Source organism: Pseudomonas sp. S2_H10, from assembly GCF_054668285.1.
The window spans coordinates 5,453,872-5,473,361 of record NZ_CP162754.1; the positions used below are offsets into that span (position 1 = coordinate 5,453,872).

19 protein-coding genes are annotated in these 19,490 nt (G+C 60.9%); all 19 read left to right on the plus strand.

Annotated elements, in window-relative coordinates:
• The first annotated feature begins 46 nt into the window (after positions 1-46).
• The 19 genes from pseC to fliG all read left to right on the plus strand — a co-directional run bounded on the left by pseC (position 47) and on the right by fliG (position 19,488).
• Positions 47-1,237: a UDP-4-amino-4,6-dideoxy-N-acetyl-beta-L-altrosamine transaminase gene (gene pseC / locus AB4O16_RS24520; RefSeq protein ID WP_160388236.1), complete on the plus strand. Its 1,191-nt coding sequence runs from the start codon at positions 47-49 to the stop codon at positions 1,235-1,237.
• Positions 1,237-1,857 (plus strand): pseudaminic acid biosynthesis-associated methylase, encoded by a 621-nt coding sequence (locus tag AB4O16_RS24525; protein WP_460156046.1) that lies wholly within the window; start codon positions 1,237-1,239, stop codon positions 1,855-1,857. Before pseC ends, AB4O16_RS24525 begins: the two co-directional genes overlap by 1 nt.
• Complete coding sequence (pseF, locus tag AB4O16_RS24530) at positions 1,854-2,561, plus strand: pseudaminic acid cytidylyltransferase (protein WP_460156047.1); 708 nt, start codon at positions 1,854-1,856, stop codon at positions 2,559-2,561. The genes AB4O16_RS24525 and pseF overlap by 4 nt, the downstream gene beginning before the upstream one ends.
• A complete protein-coding gene (gene pseG / locus AB4O16_RS24535) occupies positions 2,558-4,063 on the plus strand; it encodes a UDP-2,4-diacetamido-2,4,6-trideoxy-beta-L-altropyranose hydrolase (RefSeq protein ID WP_460156048.1) in 1,506 nt (501 codons plus the stop codon). The genes pseF and pseG overlap by 4 nt, the downstream gene beginning before the upstream one ends.
• Positions 4,056-5,108 carry a pseudaminic acid synthase gene (gene pseI / locus AB4O16_RS24540; RefSeq protein WP_460156049.1) on the plus strand — a complete coding sequence of 351 codons (1,053 nt, stop codon included), beginning with the start codon at positions 4,056-4,058 and terminating at the stop codon, positions 5,106-5,108. The genes pseG and pseI overlap by 8 nt, the downstream gene beginning before the upstream one ends.
• Positions 5,109-5,334: 226 nt before the next feature.
• Entirely contained in the window at positions 5,335-6,261 is a 927-nt protein-coding gene (locus tag AB4O16_RS24545) for a ketoacyl-ACP synthase III (protein ID WP_150716515.1), read from the plus strand.
• Positions 6,262-6,351: 90 nt separating this feature from the next.
• Positions 6,352-7,644 (plus strand): motility associated factor glycosyltransferase family protein, encoded by a 1,293-nt coding sequence (locus AB4O16_RS24550; RefSeq protein WP_460156050.1) that lies wholly within the window; start codon positions 6,352-6,354, stop codon positions 7,642-7,644.
• Complete coding sequence (locus AB4O16_RS24555) at positions 7,641-7,907, plus strand: hypothetical protein (RefSeq protein WP_160388242.1); 267 nt, start codon at positions 7,641-7,643, stop codon at positions 7,905-7,907. The genes AB4O16_RS24550 and AB4O16_RS24555 overlap by 4 nt, the downstream gene beginning before the upstream one ends.
• A 243-nt stretch (positions 7,908-8,150) precedes the next feature.
• Entirely contained in the window at positions 8,151-9,002 is an 852-nt protein-coding gene (locus AB4O16_RS24560) for a flagellin domain-containing protein (protein ID WP_015096259.1), read from the plus strand.
• 72 nt (positions 9,003-9,074) lie between these two features.
• Complete coding sequence (locus tag AB4O16_RS24565) at positions 9,075-9,428, plus strand: flagellar protein FlaG (protein ID WP_460156051.1); 354 nt, start codon at positions 9,075-9,077, stop codon at positions 9,426-9,428.
• A gap of 83 nt (positions 9,429-9,511) precedes the next feature.
• Complete coding sequence (fliD, locus tag AB4O16_RS24570; RefSeq protein WP_160388243.1) at positions 9,512-10,948, plus strand: flagellar filament capping protein FliD; 1,437 nt, start codon at positions 9,512-9,514, stop codon at positions 10,946-10,948.
• A 129-nt stretch (positions 10,949-11,077) separates the two neighbouring features.
• Positions 11,078-11,473 carry a flagellar export chaperone FliS gene (gene fliS / locus AB4O16_RS24575; protein WP_160388244.1) on the plus strand — a complete coding sequence of 132 codons (396 nt, stop codon included), beginning with the start codon at positions 11,078-11,080 and terminating at the stop codon, positions 11,471-11,473.
• 10 nt (positions 11,474-11,483) lie between these two features.
• Positions 11,484-11,780 carry a hypothetical protein gene (locus AB4O16_RS24580; protein WP_015096255.1) on the plus strand — a complete coding sequence of 99 codons (297 nt, stop codon included), beginning with the start codon at positions 11,484-11,486 and terminating at the stop codon, positions 11,778-11,780.
• 172 nt (positions 11,781-11,952) lie between these two features.
• Positions 11,953-13,428, plus strand: a complete 1,476-nt coding sequence (locus AB4O16_RS24585) for a sigma-54 dependent transcriptional regulator (RefSeq protein ID WP_460156052.1) — start codon at positions 11,953-11,955, stop codon at positions 13,426-13,428.
• Positions 13,429-13,538: 110 nt separating this feature from the next.
• A complete protein-coding gene (locus tag AB4O16_RS24590) occupies positions 13,539-14,747 on the plus strand; it encodes a sensor histidine kinase (RefSeq protein ID WP_460156053.1) in 1,209 nt (402 codons plus the stop codon).
• Positions 14,748-14,752: 5 nt separating this feature from the next.
• Complete coding sequence (locus tag AB4O16_RS24595; protein ID WP_460156054.1) at positions 14,753-16,138, plus strand: sigma-54-dependent transcriptional regulator; 1,386 nt, start codon at positions 14,753-14,755, stop codon at positions 16,136-16,138.
• Between the two features lie 208 nt (positions 16,139-16,346).
• Positions 16,347-16,673, plus strand: a complete 327-nt coding sequence (gene fliE / locus AB4O16_RS24600; RefSeq protein ID WP_008021337.1) for a flagellar hook-basal body complex protein FliE — start codon at positions 16,347-16,349, stop codon at positions 16,671-16,673.
• Positions 16,674-16,688: 15 nt separating this feature from the next.
• On the plus strand, positions 16,689-18,476 hold the full coding sequence (gene fliF / locus AB4O16_RS24605; RefSeq protein WP_160388247.1) for a flagellar basal-body MS-ring/collar protein FliF: 1,788 nt from the start codon (positions 16,689-16,691) through the stop codon (positions 18,474-18,476).
• The gene (gene fliG, locus AB4O16_RS24610) at positions 18,469-19,488 is read left to right on the plus strand and encodes a flagellar motor switch protein FliG (protein WP_007983391.1); all 1,020 of its coding nucleotides are present in this window, start codon (positions 18,469-18,471) and stop codon (positions 19,486-19,488) included. The genes fliF and fliG overlap by 8 nt, the downstream gene beginning before the upstream one ends.
• Positions 19,489-19,490: the final 2 nt, after the last annotated feature.

Here is a 19,490-nt window from a genome sequence, read left to right on the forward strand (position 1 = left end):
GCGCCCGTCGTGTGCGGGACACGCTTGCCCATGCCTGGATGCCAGCATGATTCCTTACGCTCGGCAAAGCCTTGATCAGGCGGACATCGACGCCGTGGTCGATGTATTGCAGTCTGACTGGCTGACCCAGGGGCCGACCATCGAGCGCTTCGAGCGGGCGATGGCCGAGCGCTGCGAAGCCGGTTTTGCGGTGGCGGTGTGCAATGCCACGGCGGCCCTGCACATCGCTTGCCTGGCGGCGGGGCTCGGTCCGGGCGACTGGTTGTGGACGACGCCGAACACCTTCCTCGCCTCGGCGAACTGTGGACGCTACTGCGGCGCCGAGGTGGATTTTGTCGATATCGACCCGCTGACCTGGAACCTCGATGCCACGGCGTTGGCCGTCAAGCTCGAGCGTGCGGAGCGTGAAGGCCGGCTGCCGAAAGTGCTGGTGGCCGTGGCGTTCTCGGGGCAGAGCTGCGACATGCGCAGGATTGCCGCACTGTCCAGGCGCTACGGCTTTACCGTGATCGAAGACGCGGCCCATGCTGTCGGGGCGTCCTACGCAGGGCGACCGGTGGGGTGTGGCGAGTTCGCCGCGATGACCGTGTTCAGCTTTCATCCGGTGAAAATCATCACCAGTGCCGAGGGCGGCATGGTCATGACCAACAGCCCGGAACTTGCCGAGCGCCTGCAACGCCTGCGCAGCCACGGCATGACCCGCGACCCGCAGCAAATGAGCGGCCCCAGCCACGGCCCCTGGTACTACGAACAGGTGGAGTTGGGTTTCAACTACCGCATTACCGACCTGCAAGCGGCGCTCGGCTTGTCGCAGTTGAACAAACTGGATGAGTTCATCGAGCGCCGGCGCGAACTGGCGGCACGCTATGAGCGCCTGCTCGCGTATTTGCCGCTGACCCTGCCCGGTGCGCAGCCTGAGGCCGAGTCGTCTTGGCATCTGTATGTGGTGCGCCTGCAACTCGATCAGATCAGCCTCACTCATCGTGAGGTGTTCGAGGGCTTGCGGGCCGCCGGGATCGGGGTGAACCTGCACTACATTCCCGTGCATTTGCAGCCTTACTATCGGGACCTTGGGTTCGCCGAAGGTGATTTCCCGCAGGCCGAGCGTTACTACGCCGAAGCCATCAGCCTGCCGTTGTACCCGTTGCTCAGCGATGAGCAGCAGGACTATGTGGTCGAGCAAATGCGCCAGTTGATCGAGATAATCCAGCCATTGCGGCGCGTGGGAAATGTGTGATGCGTGAGCTGACCGAGCAGGAAACTTTCTGGCAGGGCGAATTCGGCAACCAGTACGTCGAGCGCAATCTCGGGCAGTCGCTGGTGGCAGCCAACCTGGCGTTGTTTGCCAAGGCGCTGACACGGGTCGGGCACATCGACAGCCTGGTGGAGCTGGGCACCAATGCCGGCAACAATCTGCAGGCGCTGCATCAGCTGTTGCCGCGCTGCGAATTGTTCGGCGTGGAGATCAATGCCAGTGCCTGTGCCGCTGCCCGGGCGTTGGACATTGCCCACATCTGGCACGGCTCGCTGTTCGATTTCCCTCGCGAGCGCACCTTCGACCTGACCCTGAGCAAGGGCGTGCTGATTCACCTGGCGCCGGAGCTGCTGCCGGCCGCCTATGCGCAACTGTATGAACTGAGCCAGCGCTACATTCTGATCGCCGAGTACTACAACCCAGCACCGGTCGAGGTCTCGTACCGCGGCAACAGCGGCAAGTTGTTCAAGCGCGATTTTGCCGGTGAAATGCTCGATCGCTATGACGACCTGCAACTGGTCGACTACGGTTTTGCCTACCACCGCGATCCACAATTCCCGGTGGACGACATCACCTGGTTTGTCCTGGAAAAACGCCGTTGAACAACGTCGCCATCATCCCGGCCCGCGGTGGCAGCAAACGCATACCGCGCAAGAACCTCAAGCCGTTCGCCGGTGTGCCGATGATTGCCCGCTCGATTCGTGTGGCCCTGGAGTCCGGGTTGTTTTCCCGGGTGGTGGTCAGCACCGACGACGAGGAAATCGCCGGGCTGGCGCGCGACTGTGGCGCCCAGGTGCCCTTCATGCGCCCGGCGGAACTGGCCGACGATTTCACGGGCACCGCCGCGGTGATTGCCCATGCGTTGCAAGTATTGAGCGAACAGGGTGACGAGTTCGATCACGCCTGTTGCATCTACGCGACTGCGCCGTTGTTGCAGGCGCGATTTCTCGACCAGGGGCTGAACCTGCTCAAGCAGCATCCCCACAAGGCGTTCGCCTTTTCGGTGTGCGACTTCGGTTTTCCGGTTCAGCGGGCCCTGACCCTTGATGCTCACGGCGCACTGACGGCGCTCTACCCGCAGTACCGCGATACCCGTTCCCAGGACCTGTCAGTCGCCTATCAGGATGCCGGGCAGTTCTACTGGGGCCGCAGCGATGCGTGGCGGCGTGGCGAGGTGCTGTATTCGCCGTCCAGCCTGCCGGTCATCCTGCCGCGGCATCTGGTGCAGGACATCGACACACCGCAGGACTGGAAGCGCGCAGAGTACCTGTATGCCGCGCTCAAGGCCGGGGGTGAGCTGCAATGAGGGTGCTGATTCGCTCTGACGCTTCGCCGACCATCGGCAGCGGCCACATCGCGCGCTGCCTGTGCCTGGCCCGCGTGTTGCGCAGGCAGGGCAGTCACGTGGCTTTCGCCTGTCGCCTGCTGCCGGGGCATCGGCTGGAAGCATTGCGCGCCGAAGGTTTCGAAACCTTTGAACTGCCCGAGCGCTACAACGACGAAGACCCCCGGCAGGCCATCGAATCCATGCTGCCATGGCAGGCGGACATCGCCGCGCTGGAGCCGTTGCTGGACCCGCAGCCGGCGTTTGACTGGATCATTGTCGACCACTACGGCCTCGATCATCACTGGCAGACGGCCGCCCGGCGCTTTGCGCCACGGATCGCCGTGGTGGACGACCTCGCCACGCGCACCTACAGCGCCGATTTGCTGCTCAACCAGAATCTCTCGGGTACGCCAGAGGCTTATACATCGCTGCTGGCGCCGGGCTGCCGGACGTTGTTCGGTCCGCGGTTCGCCATGTTGCGCGACGAATTCTGTTGCCCGGCCATTGAAATCAAGCCCCGGGCCCAGCGTGTGCTGGTGAATTTCGGCGGTTTCGACGCGGCCATGCAGACTCATCACGCCATGCTGGCGATGGCCGACTTTACCGACCTGGAAGTCGATTTTGTCGCCGGTGCCGGCAACCCCGCCTGGGCGCAGATGCAGGCGTTGGCCGCCAGTCGCCCGCATTGGCGCCTGCACAGTTTTGTCAGCGACTTTTATCGAATGATGACCGAAGCCGACCTGTTTGTCGGCGCCGGTGGCGGTACCAGTTGGGAGCGCGCAGCCATGGGGCTGCCGACGATTTGCATTGCCGTGTCGAACAACCAGCAGGCCAACGGCGAGGTCATGGCGACCTCGGGCGCCCATGTGTACATGGGGGCCCGCGAGCACGTCAGTGTCGAGCAACTGCGCCAGGCCATCGGCTTTGTCGCGGGTAACCAGGGTTTGCGCCAGTGCCTGGCCCGGCAGTCGCGCCAGCTTGTCGATGGCCGGGGTGCGCTGCGGGTGGCGGCTGCGCTGGCCGGTGCGGTGCTGAAGCTGCGTCCGGCGACCCCGGGCGATGCGCAGCTGTTGTTCGAGGGGCGCAATGCCCAGGCCGTGCGGCGCTGGTCGCTGGAGACCGGCGTGATCGAATGGCCCGCGCACCAGAACTGGCTGACCGCGAGCCTGAGCAATCCAAGGCGGCTGCTGTTGATCGCCGAGGCCGATGACGGTCCTGTCGGTGTGTTGCGTTATGACCTGCGCGGCTTTACCGCCGAGGTGTCGATTTACCTCTTCGAAGGCCGGTTCGGCCTGGGCTGGGGCAGGGCGCTGCTGGCCCGTGGAGAAGCCTTTGTGAGGGCCCGTTGGCCGCAACTGGAATCGCTCACCGCCCAGGTAATGCCGGCTAACCGGCCATCGCTGAAAGTCTTTGGTGAAGCCGGTTTTACCCAGAGTGACTGCGCGTTCACGCGCGTATTGAAGGATCCCGCAGATGAATAGCTTCAAGATTGGCGAGCGCCTGATCGGGGCCGATGCGCCGCCATTCATCATTGCCGAGATGAGCGGCAACCATAACCAGTCCCTGGAGGTGGCACTGCAAATCGTCGAGGCCGCCGCCAGGTCCGGTGCCCATGCGTTGAAGCTGCAGACCTACACGGCTGACACCATGACCCTGGACCTGGCCGAGGGCGAGTTTTTCATCAAGGATCCGAACAGCCTGTGGGCCGGTACTTCGTTGTACGCGCTGTACGAAAAGGCCCACACACCCTGGGAATGGCATGCGCCGATCTTCGCTCGCGCCAGGGAGCTGGGCTTGCTGGCGTTCTCCACGCCATTCGATGAGAGCGCCGTGGACTTCCTCGAAAGCCTCGACGTGCCGGCCTACAAGATCGCCAGTTTCGAAAACACCGACCTGCCGCTGATACGCCGGGTGGCCGCGACGGGCAAGCCGCTGATCATTTCCACCGGCATGGCCAGCATCGCCGAAATCGATGAAACCGTGCGCGCCGCCCGCGAGGCCGGCTGCAAGGACCTGGTGCTGCTCAAATGCACCAGCACTTATCCGGCGTCACCGGCGAACAGCAACCTGCGCACGATCCCTCATTTACGCGAGTTGTTCGATTGCCAGGTGGGGCTGTCCGATCACTCCATGGGCGTTGGTGTGTCCGTGGCGGCGGTGGCGCTGGGCGCAACGGTGGTGGAAAAGCATTTCACCCTCGACCGTGCGGCCGGAGGCGTCGATGCCGCTTTCTCGCTGGAACCCGCTGAGCTGGCCAGCCTGGTGATCGAGACCGAGCGCGCCTGGCAAGCCATGGGCCAGGTGCATTACGGCGTCACCGAGGCCGAACGGCCATCGCTGGTGTACCGTCGATCGTTGTATGTCACCCGGGACATGGCGGCCGGCGAGCCCTTCGACGGGACCAACACCAGAGCCATCCGTCCGGGGCTCGGGCTGGCGCCCAAGCATGCCCCAAACCTCCTGGGACGCCGTGCCAGGCAGGCCATCAAGCGTGGCACAGCGCTGGACTGGTCGTTGGTCGAGTGACCCATTGTCGGGCTGATTCGGCAAAATAGCGTGACCTGCGAGTCATAACGCGCATCTTCACTGTATTGTATTGGCCGGGAAGATGGCGCCTGACCCTTTATCGGGTTCAGTGATAGCCCTTTGCGCTTTCCGGTCGTCGCCCTGGCGCGACGCAAATCCAGGTTTGTCGGCGCCCCTCGATTCCTGCGAGTGGTGGTATTGGGCTGTTTATTATTGGGAAGCCGTAATGATTGGCATAAAAAGCATTGCGAGCTACGTTCCTGTAGCCGGCGTGGACAATTACGCACAAGGTGCAAAATTCGAGAAGGATGAAGAATTCATCCTGGGCAAGATCGGTTCGGCTTTCCTGCCGCGCAAGGGCGTTGATCAGGAAACTTCCGATCTGTGCGTAGAGGCGGCCAATGCGCTGTTTGCCAGTAACCCTGGTCTGAAACGTGAATCCATCGATGCGTTGATCGTCGTCACCCAGAACGGTGACGAAGAAGGCCTGCCGCACACCGCGGCCATCGTGCAGGACAAGCTCGGCCTGTCGACCAACGTCGCTGCGTTCGATATCTCACTGGGCTGTTCCGGTTACGTCTACGGCATCTATGCGATCAAGGGCTTCATGGAAGCCGCCGGCCTGAAGAACGGCCTGCTGATCACTGCCGACCCGTATTCGAAGATCGTCGACCCGGAAGATCGCAACACCACCATGCTGTTCGGCGATGCCGCTACCGCGACCTGGATGGGCGAAGACCCGACCTGGGCACTGGGCAAGGCCAAGTTCGGCACCGACGGTTCCGGGGCTCCGCACTTGAAAGTCACCGACGGCGTGTTTTTCATGAACGGCCGCCAGGTGTTCAACTTTGCACTGCTCAAGGTACCGGCGCATTTGCATGAGTTGCTCGGCGAATCGCAACTGAGCGCAGACGACATCGATGCGTTCTGCATTCACCAGGGCAGCGCGGCGATTGTCGATGCGGTCGCACGGCGCTTCGAGGAATGCCCGCAGAAGTTCATCAAGGATATGGTCGAGACCGGTAACACGGTGTCGTCGAGCATTCCATTGCTGCTGGAAAAGCATATTCTCGATTCCGAATGGAAGCGCGTTGCGCTCAGCGGTTTCGGAGTGGGGCTGTCATGGGGTTCGGCGATCATCTATCGTCCTTGAGTGAAAGTCTTTTAATAAAAAGGCCGGTACAAAAAAGCGCCCAAGGGTTAACCTTGAGCGCTTTTTTGCTTGTAAGGAATGCGAGGTAGCATGAGCGAATTTTTTGCAGACAATGCTCAGGTTATCCAGCGGCGCTGGCCGTCGCTGTATGCGCGATTGATAACGGAAGATCGTCTGGGTATCGAGGTCAACCTGATCGAAGGTCGGGACTCGACGTTGAGCGTGGGCGGCATCCAGCTCACCAGTCGTCATGATCGCCTGCACGAGGCGCACCTGCAGGCCGCCAGCCTCCCGCTCGATAAACCACAGCTGCACGTCTACGGTACCGGTTTCGGCGATTTGCCTTCGGTTCTGCTCGAGCGCGCGGGGCTTGAAAAGCTCTACGTCCATATTCTCAACGGCGCCCTGTTCGCGCTGGTGTTGCAACTGATCGACCAGCGCGAATGGCTGGGCGATCCGCGCGTGCAACTGCTGTATGCCGGCGATATGTCGGACATCTGCACGCCGTTTTTTGCGTTGCCGGCCGAAATGCTGCTGGCCGATGACTTCAGTGCGAAGATTCGTGATCGCCTGGTCAGCGAAGTGCACCTGAGTTTCAACAATCGTGATTTCGACCCGCAGTCGCCGGTCATTGTGCAGCGCTTGCACGATACCCTCGACGTGCTGCTGGCCGATGCTGATGTGGCGCAGCTGTTTGGCACCTGTCCCGAGCGTGAGATCTATGTGATCGGCACAGGGCCAAGCCTTGAAGGGAATTTCGAGCGCCTGGCCGCCGTGCGCAATCAAGCGTCGCGACCGCTGTTCATCAGTGTCGATACGGCCTACAGACCCCTTCGCGAGTACGGGATAAAACCTGACCTGGTCGTGAGCATCGATCAGCGCATCAGTGCGTTGCACTTGCCGGGCGAGGGCTCCGAAGGCATTCCGCTGGTGTACTTGCCGTTGAGCGATCCAGCCATGCTCAAGGCCTGGAAAGGCAAGCGTTACGGTGGTTACTCCGCCAGCCCGGTCTACGCCGCGTTGCGTGAGCAGCACCCGCGCGGACAACTCTACGTCAGCGGCAGCGTGATCCATCCTGCGGTCGATCTGGCAGTGAAGATGGGCGCGCAACGCATCACGCTGTTCGGTGCCGATTTCTCCTTCCCCATGAACAGGACCCATACCGGCTGGAGCGATGGTGACCTGGGGCCGCCAGTGAACCAGGCCAGGCACTGGGTGCACGATGGTCATGGGCAGAAGGTCAAGACGCAGCTCAATTTCCGCAGCTACCTGTGCGAGCTCGAGCGTTACATTGCCAGGCATCCCGAGGTGCTTTTTTTCAATAGCAGCCGGGCAGGGGCAATGATTGCCGGTACGCAATTCAACCAGGATTTCGTGCAATGAAGTTTCAAGCGAAGGGCATCGACGGCAGCCGGCAGTGCGCGGGATTGTTTCGCCTGGGGCGTGATGTCGAAGCGGCGTTGATCATGGTTGATCTGTTCGATGAGACGCAGCGCCTGTTTGCGCGGGCGCCCCAGGATGTCCAGCAGGCCTGGGCCTTGATGCTCAGGCAAATGCTCGAGTGCCAGGAGCGCCAGGACTGGCTGGGGCTCGCTGACTTCATGGAGTATGAGTTGGTCGATTTGCTGGAAAGCCTGCCCGCCTGAATGGGCGGCAACAGCTTTGGCCCGGGCCTTTGTGAGCCGGACAGTTTCATGGCGTCATTTTTTTACGGTTGAGGGGGCGCTAAGCCCTTGTTTTCTCGGGGGTGGCAGGGTGATGGCAATTTTTTTTAAAAAGCCCTCAAGCAACCTGCCAATCCGACGATAACTATTACGAAGGTTCTCTAGGCCATACCCGGCGGTTGCCAGGGCCGGAAGCCGCAGTACCCAACCAACGAGGAATTCGTCATGGCTTTAACCGTAAACACCAACACCACGTCGCTGGGCGTTCAGAAAAACCTGAACCGTGCTACCGACGCACTTTCGACCTCGATGCAGCGTCTGTCTTCCGGCCTGAAAATCAACAGCGCCAAGGATGACGCCGCCGGCCTGCAGATCGCAACCCGCATGGCTGCACAGATCCGTGGTGGTACCCAGGCAATCCAGAACGCCAACGACGGTATCTCCGTTGCCCAGACCGCTGAAGGCGCTCTGCAGGCTTCGACCGACATTCTGCAGCGTATGCGTGAACTGGCTGTTAAAGCACGTAACGGTACCAACAGCACTGCTGACCAGACCGCTACCAACTCCGAATTCGCTCAGATGTCTGACGAGATCACTCGTATCTCTGCTTCGACCAACCTGAACGGCAAAAACCTGCTGGACGGTACGGCTGGCACCATGCAGCTGCAAGTTGGCGCCAACACTGGTTCGGCCAACCGCATCGACCTGGTACTGAGCTCCAAGTTCGACGCCGTTTCCCTGTCCGTAGGCAGCGGTACCGTTGTTCTGACCGGTGCAACTTCCGCCACCCTGTCGGCCAACATCGACAACGCGATCACCGCGATCGACGCTGCTCTGGCATCGATCAACGCCACCCGCGCAAACCTGGGTGCTTCGCAGAACCGTCTGACCAGCACCATCTCCAACCTGCAGAACATCGTGGAAAACACCACTGCTGCACAAGGCCGTGTTCAAGACACCGACTTCGCCCAGGAAACCGCGAACCTGACCAAGCAGCAAACCCTGCAACAGGCTTCTACCTCGGTTCTGGCTCAAGCCAACCAACTGCCTTCCGCTGTACTGAAGCTGCTTCAGTAATTTCGGAATGAGTTTGAGCGGGGGAGTGTGCTTGCACGCTCTCTCGCTTTTTTACGTTAAGAGGTGATGGGCATGGAGATGAGCGTAAAGCTTGGCGTGTCTTATCCGGCTCCCCAGCCAGCGAGCACCGTCACGGACAAGGCGCCGGAAAAGCCCAAGGCCGTCAGCGTGGCAGCGGAGGCGGAAAAGAAGCCGGACAAGGATGACACCCATCTGAAGCAGGCGGTGCAGCAGATCGAAAAGTTTGTACAGTCGATCAAGCGCAACCTGGAGTTCTCGATCGACGAGCAATCCGGAAAGGTCGTCGTCAAAGTGATCGCAAGCGAAACGGGCGAAGTCGTACGACAGATCCCCTCCGCAGAGGCCCTCAAGCTGGCAGAAAGCCTGAGCAATGCGAGCCACGTCTTGTTCGACGCCAAAGTCTGATAGCTGGCATGAATAGTGTTTGTACGTTCTTTGGACGCAGGTAAAGGTCAAAAGAGTGGCAGCAACCTGAAGGGAGACTAAAAATGGCAAGTCCAATTTTACCGGGTACGGGCTTAGGCTCTGGCCTGGATATCGGTGCGATCGTTACTGCGCTGGTCAACGCCGACAAATCGGCGAAACAGACGCAGATCGATACTCAGACCAAAACCAACACGCTGAGGATTTCCGGTGTCGGTTCCCTGAAAAGCGCACTGACGGCCTTTCAGACGGCGCTGACCAATCTCGGCAGCAAGACCAATCCTGCGTTTTCGGGCTTTAGCGCAACGTCGGGTACCCCGTCGATCCTCGGGGTGACTTCCGACAACACCGCCGTTGCCGGCTCCTACAGCATTGTTGTGAATAACCTGGCCACCAGCTCGAAAGTAGCCAGTGCTTCTTTTGCCGGCGGTGCTGCCAGTGCCATTCCGAGTGGTACTCTGAAAATCAGTCAGAATGGCACTGATTACGATGTCACGATTCCGGCCAATGCGACCTTGCAGAGCACCCGCGATGCCATCAACACCGCGCAGGCGAGCAATGGTATTTCCGCCAACATCGTGACCGACAGCACCGGTGCGTCGCGACTGGTGATCAGCTCCAGCAAGACCGGCGCGGGTTCCGACCTCAAGGTCAGCGGTATCACCGGCCTTGAAATCGACGGTACCGTGCCGATGGGCAGCAACCCTTCGGCTTCCAGTTCAGGGGCTGTCAACGGGATTGCGATGGATGCAGCGCTGACGATCGATGGCCTGGCGGTGACCAGCAAGAGCAATACCGTCACTGGCGCAGTCAGTGGCCTGACCCTGAACCTGACCTCCGCCAGCACCGGTACGCCGCCGGCTGCCGCGACCGTCACGGTTGCGACCAATACCACCGGTTTGCAGACATCGATCCAGTCGTTCGTTGACTCCTACAACACCCTGATGAACACCATCAATTCCCTGTCCAAGGCGACGGCGGATGCCGATGGCAAGCTGACGGTCCAGGCGGCGTTTACCGGTGACTCGATGCCTCGCGCACTGATTTCCGAGATTCGCGGCGTACTGACGGCTCCGGGGGCGGGCGGTCCATTGGCCGTGCTGTCGCAGCTCGGTGTGATGACGGACGAAAAAACCGGCAACCTGGCGTTCAACTCGACGACGTTCAACAAGGCGATGACCACTGGCGGCATGAGTGGCCAGGTGCAGCAGCTGTTCAACGGTACCACTGATACCAACGGCCTTCTGGCGCGCATGGGCGCTGCCATCAAGCCTTACGTATCGACGGGCGGGTTGCTGGATCAGCGCAATACCAACCTGCAGAGCCTCACCAAGAACCTGACGAACCAGCAGTTGGCGCTGGACTTGCGTGTCGCCAACATGACCAAGACGTTGACCGCCAAATACAACGCCATGGACCTTCTGGTCGGGCAAATGAAGGCGACGGCGACCAGCATCACCTCGTTCTTCACGACCTTGAACGCTCAGAAGTCCAGCAGCTAGTCATGAGCTGACGACAAAAACCCGGCTGCGCATTTTCGCGTGTGCCGGGTTTTTGTCTTTTGATCTAAAGTTTTTTGATGCGCAGACGATACACTGGTCATACGAGTCATTGTGGTAATGAGGTAGAACATGAATCCAATGTTAGCCCTTCGGCAGTATCAGAAAGTGGGCGCGCACGCCCAGACTTCCGAAGCGAGTCCGCATCGTTTGGTGCAAATGCTCATGGAAGGTGGCCTTGACCGCATCGCGCAGGCCAAGGGCGCCCTGGAGCGCAAGGACATTCCCGGCAAGTGTGTATCGATCAGCAAGGCGATCGGCATCATCGGTGGCTTGCGTGAAGGCCTGGATCTTGAAAATTGCGCCGAGACCGTGGGCGAACTCAACAGTCTCTACATCTACATGATGAAGCGTTTGGCCGAGGCAAACATCAGCAGTGACCCGAAGATTCTCGATGAGGTCGCGGGGTTGCTGCGCACGGTCAAGGAAGGCTGGGACGGCATTGCTCAGCCAGGGCCGCAGTTCTAGGGAGGTCGCCATGAGTCTTGTATTGCAGCGAATAGAACAAACTCGAGAAGCGCTGGTCGGTGCTTTGGCCGAGCGTGACTGGGAGGCTATCGGTCAATTGGACCTCGATTGCCGTTCCTGCATGGAAGACGTCTTGAGCGAGGCTTCGCTGGACGAGGAAGTGTTGCGTAGCAATCTTGAGGAGTTGCTGTATGTCTACAAGCAGCTGCTCGAGGTCGCGATGGGTGAGAGGCAGGCGATAGTCGATGAAATGTCTCAGATCCAGCAAGCGCGAAACGCGGCAAAGGTTTACCATCTGTTTGGTTAATTAATCCCCGGTTAATCCAGACATGTGCGCCATAAATTTGACTGTGCACGGTTTTTTGACTTAACTAGTGGCTGGTTCCAGATTTCAGTCGTCTTCAGGCATATCAGGCCTGCAAGCGTTTAGCTTGCCCCAGCATTTTGGGCATTGAGTTGACTAGGGAAGTTGCTATTGCATGTGGCGTGAAACCAAAATTCTGCTGATTGATGACGATAGCGTCCGCCGCCGCGACCTGGCGGTGATTTTAAATTTTCTCGGCGAAGAAAATTTACCCTGCGGTAGCCATGACTGGCAGCAGGCTGTCGGCTCTTTGTCGTCAAGTCGTGAAGTGATCTGTGTCCTCATCGGGACGGTCAATGCTCCTGGCGCACTTCTGGGCTTGCTAAAGACACTCTCGACCTGGGATGAGTTCCTTCCGGTTTTGTTAATGGGCGATAATTCTTCCATTGACCTGCCGGAAGACCAGCGTCGGCGAGTGCTTTCGACCCTCGAAATGCCGCCCAGCTACAGCAAGCTGCTCGATTCGCTGCACCGTGCCCAGGTCTATCGCGAGATGTACGACCAGGCTCGCGAGCGCGGTCGTCATCGCGAACCCAACCTGTTCCGCAGCCTTGTCGGCACCAGCCGGGCGATTCAACACGTCCGCCAGATGATGCAGCAAGTCGCCGATACCGATGCCAGCGTGTTGATCCTAGGTGAGTCCGGCACCGGCAAGGAAGTGGTTGCGCGCAACCTGCATTACCATTCCAAGCGCCGCGAAGCGCCGTTCGTACCGGTCAACTGCGGAGCGATCCCGGCCGAGTTGCTGGAAAGCGAATTGTTCGGCCACGAGAAGGGCGCCTTCACCGGGGCGATCACCAGTCGCGCCGGTCGATTCGAACTGGCCAACGGCGGCACCCTGTTCCTCGATGAAATCGGCGACATGCCGCTGCCGATGCAGGTCAAGCTGCTGCGCGTGTTGCAGGAGCGTACCTTCGAGCGCGTGGGCAGCAACAAGACCCAGAGCGTCGACGTGCGCATCATTGCCGCGACCCACAAGAATCTCGAAAGCATGATCGAGGTCGGCACCTTCCGCGAAGACCTGTACTACCGCCTGAATGTGTTCCCGATCGAGATGGCGCCGCTGCGCGAGCGCGTCGAGGACATTCCGCTGTTGATGAACGAACTGATCTCGCGCATGGAGCACGAGAAGCGTGGTTCGATCCGCTTCAACTCGGCGGCGATCATGTCGCTGTGCCGACACGGCTGGCCGGGCAACGTCCGCGAACTGGCCAACCTGGTCGAGCGCATGGCGATCATGCACCCGTACGGCGTGATCGGCGTGGTCGAGCTGCCGAAGAAATTCCGCTACGTCGACGATGAAGACGAGCAGATGGTCGACAGCCTGCGCACCGATCTGGAAGAGCGCGTGGCCATCAACGGTCATACCCAGGACTTCACTGCCAACGCCATGTTGCCGCCGGAAGGCCTGGACCTGAAGGACTACCTTGGTGGCCTGGAGCAAGGCCTGATTCAGCAGGCGCTCGATGATGCCAATGGCATCGTGGCGCGCGCGGCCGAGCGGCTGCGCATTCGTCGCACCACCCTGGTGGAAAAGATGCGCAAGTACGGCATGAGCCGTCGTGATGGCGACGAACAGGCGGATGATTGACGCCTGTTTTTCAATCCATTCATTTATAAGCAGTTTTTTTTAGGCACGGGTATTGCTACGTCCCTCGCAACGTTCCGTTTCACTGACGGTCAGCCAAGCGAGAGAGCACAATGCCCCAAGCCGCCCAGATGTCTCCTGTCCCTGATGCGAACGGACCGTCGTCCGTAGAGCAGGCGAGCCGGCTGGGTCTTGAGCAGGCATTCGCGCTGTTCAATCAGATGTCCAGCCAATTGACCGATTCCTACAGCATGCTCGAAGCCCGGGTAACCGAGCTCAAGGGTGAGTTGGCGGTGGTCAGTGCCCAGCGCATGCAGGAGCTGGCGGAAAAAGAACGCCTGGCCAACCGCCTGCAAAACCTTCTTGATCTGTTGCCAGGCGGTGTCATCGTCATTGACGCCCAAGGCATCGTGCGCGAAGCCAATCCGGCGGCGTGCGAGTTGCTGGGGCTGCCGCTGGAAGGTGAGTTGTGGCGTCACGTCATTGCCCGCAGTTTTGCCCCGCGCGAAGACGATGGTCATGAAGTTTCGCTCAAGGACGGTCGGCGCCTGTCCATCGCCACGCGCTCGCTGGATGCCGAGCCGGGGCAGTTGGTGTTGCTCAACGACCTGACTGAAACCCGCCATCTGCAGGACCAGTTGGCCCGTCATGAACGTCTGTCGTCGCTGGGGCGCATGGTCGCTTCACTGGCTCATCAGATCCGTACGCCGTTGTCCGCCGCGCTGCTGTACGCCAGCCATTTGACCGAGCAAGCGTTGCCGGTCGCTACCCAGCAGCGCTTTGCCGGACGCCTCAAGGAGCGTCTGCACGAGCTGGAGCACCAGGTGCGCGACATGCTGGTCTTCGCCCGTGGCGAGTTGCCGTTGACCGACCGCATGACGCCTGGCCAACTGATGCAGTCGTTGCAAGCGGCGGCGCTGACCCATGTGCAGGATCTGCCGATCCGCTGGCAGTGCGATAGTCATTCGGGGGAGTTGCTGTGCAATCGCGACACCCTGGTCGGTGCAATCCTCAACCTGATCGAGAACGCCATTCAGGCCAGTGCCGGACAGTTGCGCCTGAAGATTCACCTCTACACCCGCGGCAACAACCTGCGCCTGTGTGTCAGTGACAGTGGCTCGGGTATCGATGCCGCCGTTCTGGCGCGCTTGGGCGAACCCTTCTTTACCACCAAGACCACCGGCACAGGCCTTGGCCTGACCGTGGTCAAGGCCGTGGCGCGTGCTCATCAGGGAGAATTGCAGTTGCGTTCGCGGCTCGGTCGCGGCACCTGCGCGCAGGTGATCCTGCCGTTGTTCAGCAGCGCTCAGGGAGCGGAGTGAGACAAATGGATATCAAGGTTCTGTTGGTCGAGGATGACCGCGCGTTGCGCGAGGCGCTGGCGGACACGCTGTTGCTCGCGGGGCACGATTACAAGGCGGTGGCTTCGGCGGAAGAGGCCCTGGCTGCTGTCGAGGGCGAGGCCTTCAGTCTGGTGGTCAGCGACGTCAACATGCCGGGCATGGACGGCCATCAGTTGCTGGGCCTGTTGCGAGCGCGCCAGCCCCAATTGCCGGTGTTGCTGATGACGGCCCACGGTGCGGTCGAGCGGGCGGTCGATGCGATGCGCCAAGGGGCGGCGGATTACCTGGTCAAGCCATTCGAGCCCAAGGCGTTGCTCGATCTGGTCGGGCGTCATGCCTCAGGCAATATCGGCCTGGCCGAAGGCGAAGGGCCGATAGCCTTCGAGCCGGCGAGTGCGCAGTTGCTCGAACTGGCGGCGCGGGTCGCTCGCAGCGATTCCACCGTGCTGATTTCGGGTGAGTCGGGCACGGGCAAGGAAGTGCTGGCGCGCTACATCCATCAGCACTCTCATCGCGCCAGTCAGCCATTCATTGCGATCAACTGCGCAGCGATCCCGGACAACATGCTCGAAGCGACCTTGTTCGGTCACGAAAAGGGCTCCTTCACCGGCGCCATTGCCGCGCAGGCCGGCAAGTTCGAGCAGGCCGACGGCGGCACCATTTTGCTCGATGAAATTTCCGAGATGCCCCTGGGGCTCCAGGCCAAATTGCTGCGCGTGCTGCAAGAGCGTGAGGTCGAAAGGGTCGGGGCACGTAAGCCGATCACCCTGGATATTCGTGTGGTCGCGACCACCAACCGTGATCTGGCGGGTGAAGTGGCGGCAGGGCGCTTCCGTGAAGATCTGTACTATCGCCTGTCGGTGTTTCCCCTGGCCTGGCGTCCGCTGCGCGAGCGCACCGCCGACATCCTGCCGCTGGCCGAGCGTCTGCTGGCCAGGCACGTCAATAAAATGAAGCATTCGCCTGCCAGATTGTCCCCCGAAGCCCAGGCGTGCCTGATCGGTTATCCGTGGCCGGGCAACGTGCGCGAGCTGGACAACGCGATTCAGCGTGCGCTGATCCTGCAGCAGGGCGGCTTGATCCAGCCGCAGGATTTCTGCCTGGCCGGGCCGGTGGCTTGCGCACCGCTGCCTGCGTTGGCTGCAGCGCCGGCGCTTGTTCCGCCGGTCGAGTCCGAGTCGGCCGGTGCGCTGGGTGACGACCTGCGGCGCCGTGAGTTCCAGATGATCATCGATACCTTGCGTGCCGAACGCGGTCGTCGCAAAGAGGCCGCCGAGCGCCTGGGCATCAGCCCGCGAACCCTGCGCTACAAGCTGGCGCAGATGCGCGATGCGGGCATGGATGTGGAAGCCTTTTTATTCGCCACCTGATGCCTTCCCCCCTGTAGGAGCGAGCCTGCTCGCGATGAACCCGAGAACACCGCGGGGTGTCAGGTTCCCAGCGTTATCGTTGGCGAACATCGCGAGCAGGCTCGCTCCTACAGATGAGACACCGGGAAAGCTGGCACCCTTGTTGCTAACACCTCATTACCCGCCGAGTGAGCGTCAAAAAATTGCGGGCCGCCAACGAGAGTAGAACATGAGCCAAGGTATTGAATTCAATCGGTTGATGCTGGATATGCGCGCCATGCAAATGGATGCCATGTCTGCGCCGAAATCGACGGCCGTCCCTGAAGTGGCGGGCAGCAGTTTTTCCGACATGCTCGGCCAGGCCGTCAATAAAGTGAACGACACCCAACAGGCTTCCACTCAGTTGGCCAGCGCCTTCGAAATCGGCAAAAGCGGCGTCGACCTCACCGACGTGATGATTTCCTCGCAGAAGGCCAGCGTTTCATTCCAGGCATTGACCCAGGTGCGCAACAAGCTGGTTCAAGCCTACCAAGACATCATGCAGATGCCGGTTTAAGGACGAGATTGAGTCATGGCAGAAGCAGTCGCCGATAATGTTCCGGCCAAGGCCACCCCGGTAGACGGTAAACCGCCGTTGTTCGGGTTGTCCTTCCTGGAAAACCTCTCCGAGATGACCATGTTGCGTCAGGTGGGCCTGTTGGTCGGTCTGGCGGCGAGCGTGGCGATTGGTTTTGCCGTGGTGTTGTGGTCCCAGCAACCGGACTACCGGCCTCTGTACGGCAGCCTTGCCGGCATGGACGCCAAGCAGGTCATGGACACCCTGGCCGCCGCCGATATCGCTTACACCGTTGAGCCGAACTCCGGTGCCTTGCTGGTCAAGGCTGAAGATTTGTCCCGCGCGCGGCTCAAGCTCGCGGGCGCCGGCGTCACGCCCAGCGACGGCAACATCGGCTTTGAAATCCTCGACAAGGAACAGGGCCTGGGTACCAGCCAGTTCATGGAAGCCACCCGTTATCGTCGTGGCCTCGAAGGCGAACTGGCCCGGACCATTTCCAGCCTGAACAACGTCAAGGGCGCCCGCGTGCACCTGGCGATCCCGAAAAGTTCGGTGTTCGTGCGCGACGAGCGCAAGCCGAGCGCCTCGGTATTGGTTGAGCTCTATTCCGGTCGCTCCCTCGAGCCAGGCCAGGTCGTAGCCATCATCAATCTGGTGGCGACCAGCGTTCCCGAACTGAGCAAGTCGCAGATCACCGTCGTCGACCAGAAGGGCAACCTGCTCTCGGATCAGGCGGAAAACTCCGAACTGACCATGGCCGGCAAGCAGTTCGACTACAGCCGCCGCATGGAAAGCATGCTCACCCAGCGCGTGCACAACATTCTGCAGCCAGTGCTGGGCAACGACCGCTACAAAGCCGAAGTGTCCGCCGATGTGGACTTCAGTGCGGTCGAGTCGACTTCCGAGCAATTCAACCCGGATCAACCGGCGTTGCGCAGCGAGCAGTCGGTCAACGAACAACGTACCGCCAGCAACGGCCCGCAAGGTGTGCCGGGTGCCTTGAGCAACCAGCCGCCGTCGCCAGCCTCCGCGCCGCAAACCACCGGTGGCGCCACAGCCGCAGCCGGCATGGTGCAGCCAGGCCAGCCGCTGATCGATGCCAACGGCCAGCAAATCATGGACCCGGCCACCGGCCAGCCAATGCTCGCGCCGTATCCGGCGGACAAGCGTCAACAGTCCACCAAGAACTTCGAGCTCGACCGTTCCATCAGCCACACCAAGCAGCAGCAGGGCCGATTGAATCGCCTGTCGGTGTCGGTGGTGGTCGACGATCAGGTCAAGATCAACGCGGCCAACGGCGAAACCACCCGTGCGCCGTGGAGTGCCGATGAACTGGCGCGCTTCACTCGCCTGGTGCAGGACGCGGTCGGCTTCGACGCCAGCCGGGGTGACAGCGTCAGCGTGATCAACATGCCGTTCTCCGCCGAGCGCGGTGAAGTGATTGCCGATATTCCGTTCTACTCCCAGCCCTGGTTCTGGGACATCGTCAAGCAAGTGCTGGGTGTGTTGTTCATTCTGGTGCTGGTGTTCGGTGTGCTGCGTCCGGTGCTCAACAACATCACCGGTGGCGGCAAGGGCAAGCAGCTGGCCGGTATCGGCAGCGATGTCGAGCTGGGTGGCATGGGCGGTCTGGATGGCGAACTGGCCAACGACCGCGTCAGCCTCGGCGGCCCGCAAAGCATTCTGCTGCCGAGCCCGAGCGAAGGCTATGACGCTCAGTTGAACGCAATCAAGAGTCTGGTGGCAGAAGATCCGGGTCGTGTCGCCCAGGTCGTGAAAGAGTGGATTAACGCAGATGAGTGATAACCGAGCCGTTGCCGCCAAACTGTCCAAGGTCGACAAGGCCGCGATCCTGTTGCTGTCCCTGGGCTCCACCGATGCCGCGCAGGTGCTGCGTCACATGGGGCCCAAAGAGGTCCAGCGCGTGGGCGTGGCCATGGCCCAGATGGGGAATGTGCACCGCGAGCAGGTCGAGCAGGTGATGAGCGAGTTCGTCGATATCGTCGGCGACCAGACCAGCCTGGGCGTCGGCTCCGACGACTACGTGCGCAAGATGCTCACCCAGGCCCTGGGCGAGGACAAGGCCAACGGCCTGATCGACCGCATCCTGCTCGGTGGCAACACCAGCGGGCTCGACAGCCTGAAGTGGATGGAGCCGCGCGCCGTCGCCGACGTGATCCGTTACGAGCACCCGCAGATCCAGGCGATCGTGGTGGCGTACCTCGATCCGGACCAGGCCGGTGAAGTGCTCGGCAACTTCGACCACAAGGTGCGGCTGGACATCATCCTGCGCGTGTCTTCGTTGAACACCGTGCAACCGGCAGCCCTGAAAGAACTCAACCAGATTCTCGAGAAGCAGTTCTCCGGCAACTCGAATGCCTCGCGCACCACCCTGGGTGGCATCAAGCGCGCGGCGGACATCATGAACTTCCTCGACAGCTCGATCGAAGGCCAGCTCATGGATTCGATCCGCGAAGTCGACGAAGACCTGTCCGGTCAGATCGAAGACCTCATGTTCGTGTTCAACAACCTGGCCGATGTCGACGACCGCGGCATCCAGGCGCTGCTGCGTGAAGTGTCCTCCGATGTGCTGGTGCTGGCCCTCAAGGGGTCGGACGAAGGCGTCAAGGAGAAGATCTTCAAGAACATGTCCAAGCGTGCGGCCGAACTGTTGCGCGACGACCTGGAAGCCAAGGGCCCGGTGCGCGTCAGCGACGTCGAAACCGCGCAGAAGGAAATCCTCACCATCGCCCGCCGTATGGCCGAAGCCGGAGAAATCGTTCTCGGCGGCAAGGGCGGCGAGGAAATGATCTAACA

Excerpts from the sequence above, each read along its gene's own strand:
- AB4O16_RS24525 (WP_460156046.1), top strand. The coding sequence starts at position 1,237 with ATGCGTGAGCTGACCGAGCAGGAAACTTTCTGGCAGGGCGAATTCGGC.
- AB4O16_RS24560 (WP_015096259.1), top strand. The coding sequence starts at position 8,151 with ATGGCTTTAACCGTAAACACCAACACCACGTCGCTGGGCGTTCAGAAA.
- pseI (WP_460156049.1), top strand. The coding sequence starts at position 4,056 with ATGAATAGCTTCAAGATTGGCGAGCGCCTGATCGGGGCCGATGCGCCG.
- AB4O16_RS24585 (WP_460156052.1), top strand. The coding sequence starts at position 11,953 with ATGTGGCGTGAAACCAAAATTCTGCTGATTGATGACGATAGCGTCCGC.
- pseG (WP_460156048.1), top strand. The coding sequence starts at position 2,558 with ATGAGGGTGCTGATTCGCTCTGACGCTTCGCCGACCATCGGCAGCGGC.
- AB4O16_RS24565 (WP_460156051.1), top strand. The coding sequence starts at position 9,075 with ATGGAGATGAGCGTAAAGCTTGGCGTGTCTTATCCGGCTCCCCAGCCA.
- AB4O16_RS24580 (WP_015096255.1), top strand. The coding sequence starts at position 11,484 with ATGAGTCTTGTATTGCAGCGAATAGAACAAACTCGAGAAGCGCTGGTC.
- AB4O16_RS24555 (WP_160388242.1), top strand. The coding sequence starts at position 7,641 with ATGAAGTTTCAAGCGAAGGGCATCGACGGCAGCCGGCAGTGCGCGGGA.
- fliE (WP_008021337.1), top strand. The coding sequence starts at position 16,347 with ATGAGCCAAGGTATTGAATTCAATCGGTTGATGCTGGATATGCGCGCC.
- fliF (WP_160388247.1), top strand. The coding sequence starts at position 16,689 with ATGGCAGAAGCAGTCGCCGATAATGTTCCGGCCAAGGCCACCCCGGTA.
- AB4O16_RS24545 (WP_150716515.1), top strand. The coding sequence starts at position 5,335 with ATGATTGGCATAAAAAGCATTGCGAGCTACGTTCCTGTAGCCGGCGTG.
- pseC (WP_160388236.1), top strand. The coding sequence starts at position 47 with ATGATTCCTTACGCTCGGCAAAGCCTTGATCAGGCGGACATCGACGCC.
- fliD (WP_160388243.1), top strand. The coding sequence starts at position 9,512 with ATGGCAAGTCCAATTTTACCGGGTACGGGCTTAGGCTCTGGCCTGGAT.
- AB4O16_RS24590 (WP_460156053.1), top strand. The coding sequence starts at position 13,539 with ATGCCCCAAGCCGCCCAGATGTCTCCTGTCCCTGATGCGAACGGACCG.
- AB4O16_RS24550 (WP_460156050.1), top strand. The coding sequence starts at position 6,352 with ATGAGCGAATTTTTTGCAGACAATGCTCAGGTTATCCAGCGGCGCTGG.
- AB4O16_RS24595 (WP_460156054.1), top strand. The coding sequence starts at position 14,753 with ATGGATATCAAGGTTCTGTTGGTCGAGGATGACCGCGCGTTGCGCGAG.
- fliG (WP_007983391.1), top strand. The coding sequence starts at position 18,469 with ATGAGTGATAACCGAGCCGTTGCCGCCAAACTGTCCAAGGTCGACAAG.
- fliS (WP_160388244.1), top strand. The coding sequence starts at position 11,078 with ATGAATCCAATGTTAGCCCTTCGGCAGTATCAGAAAGTGGGCGCGCAC.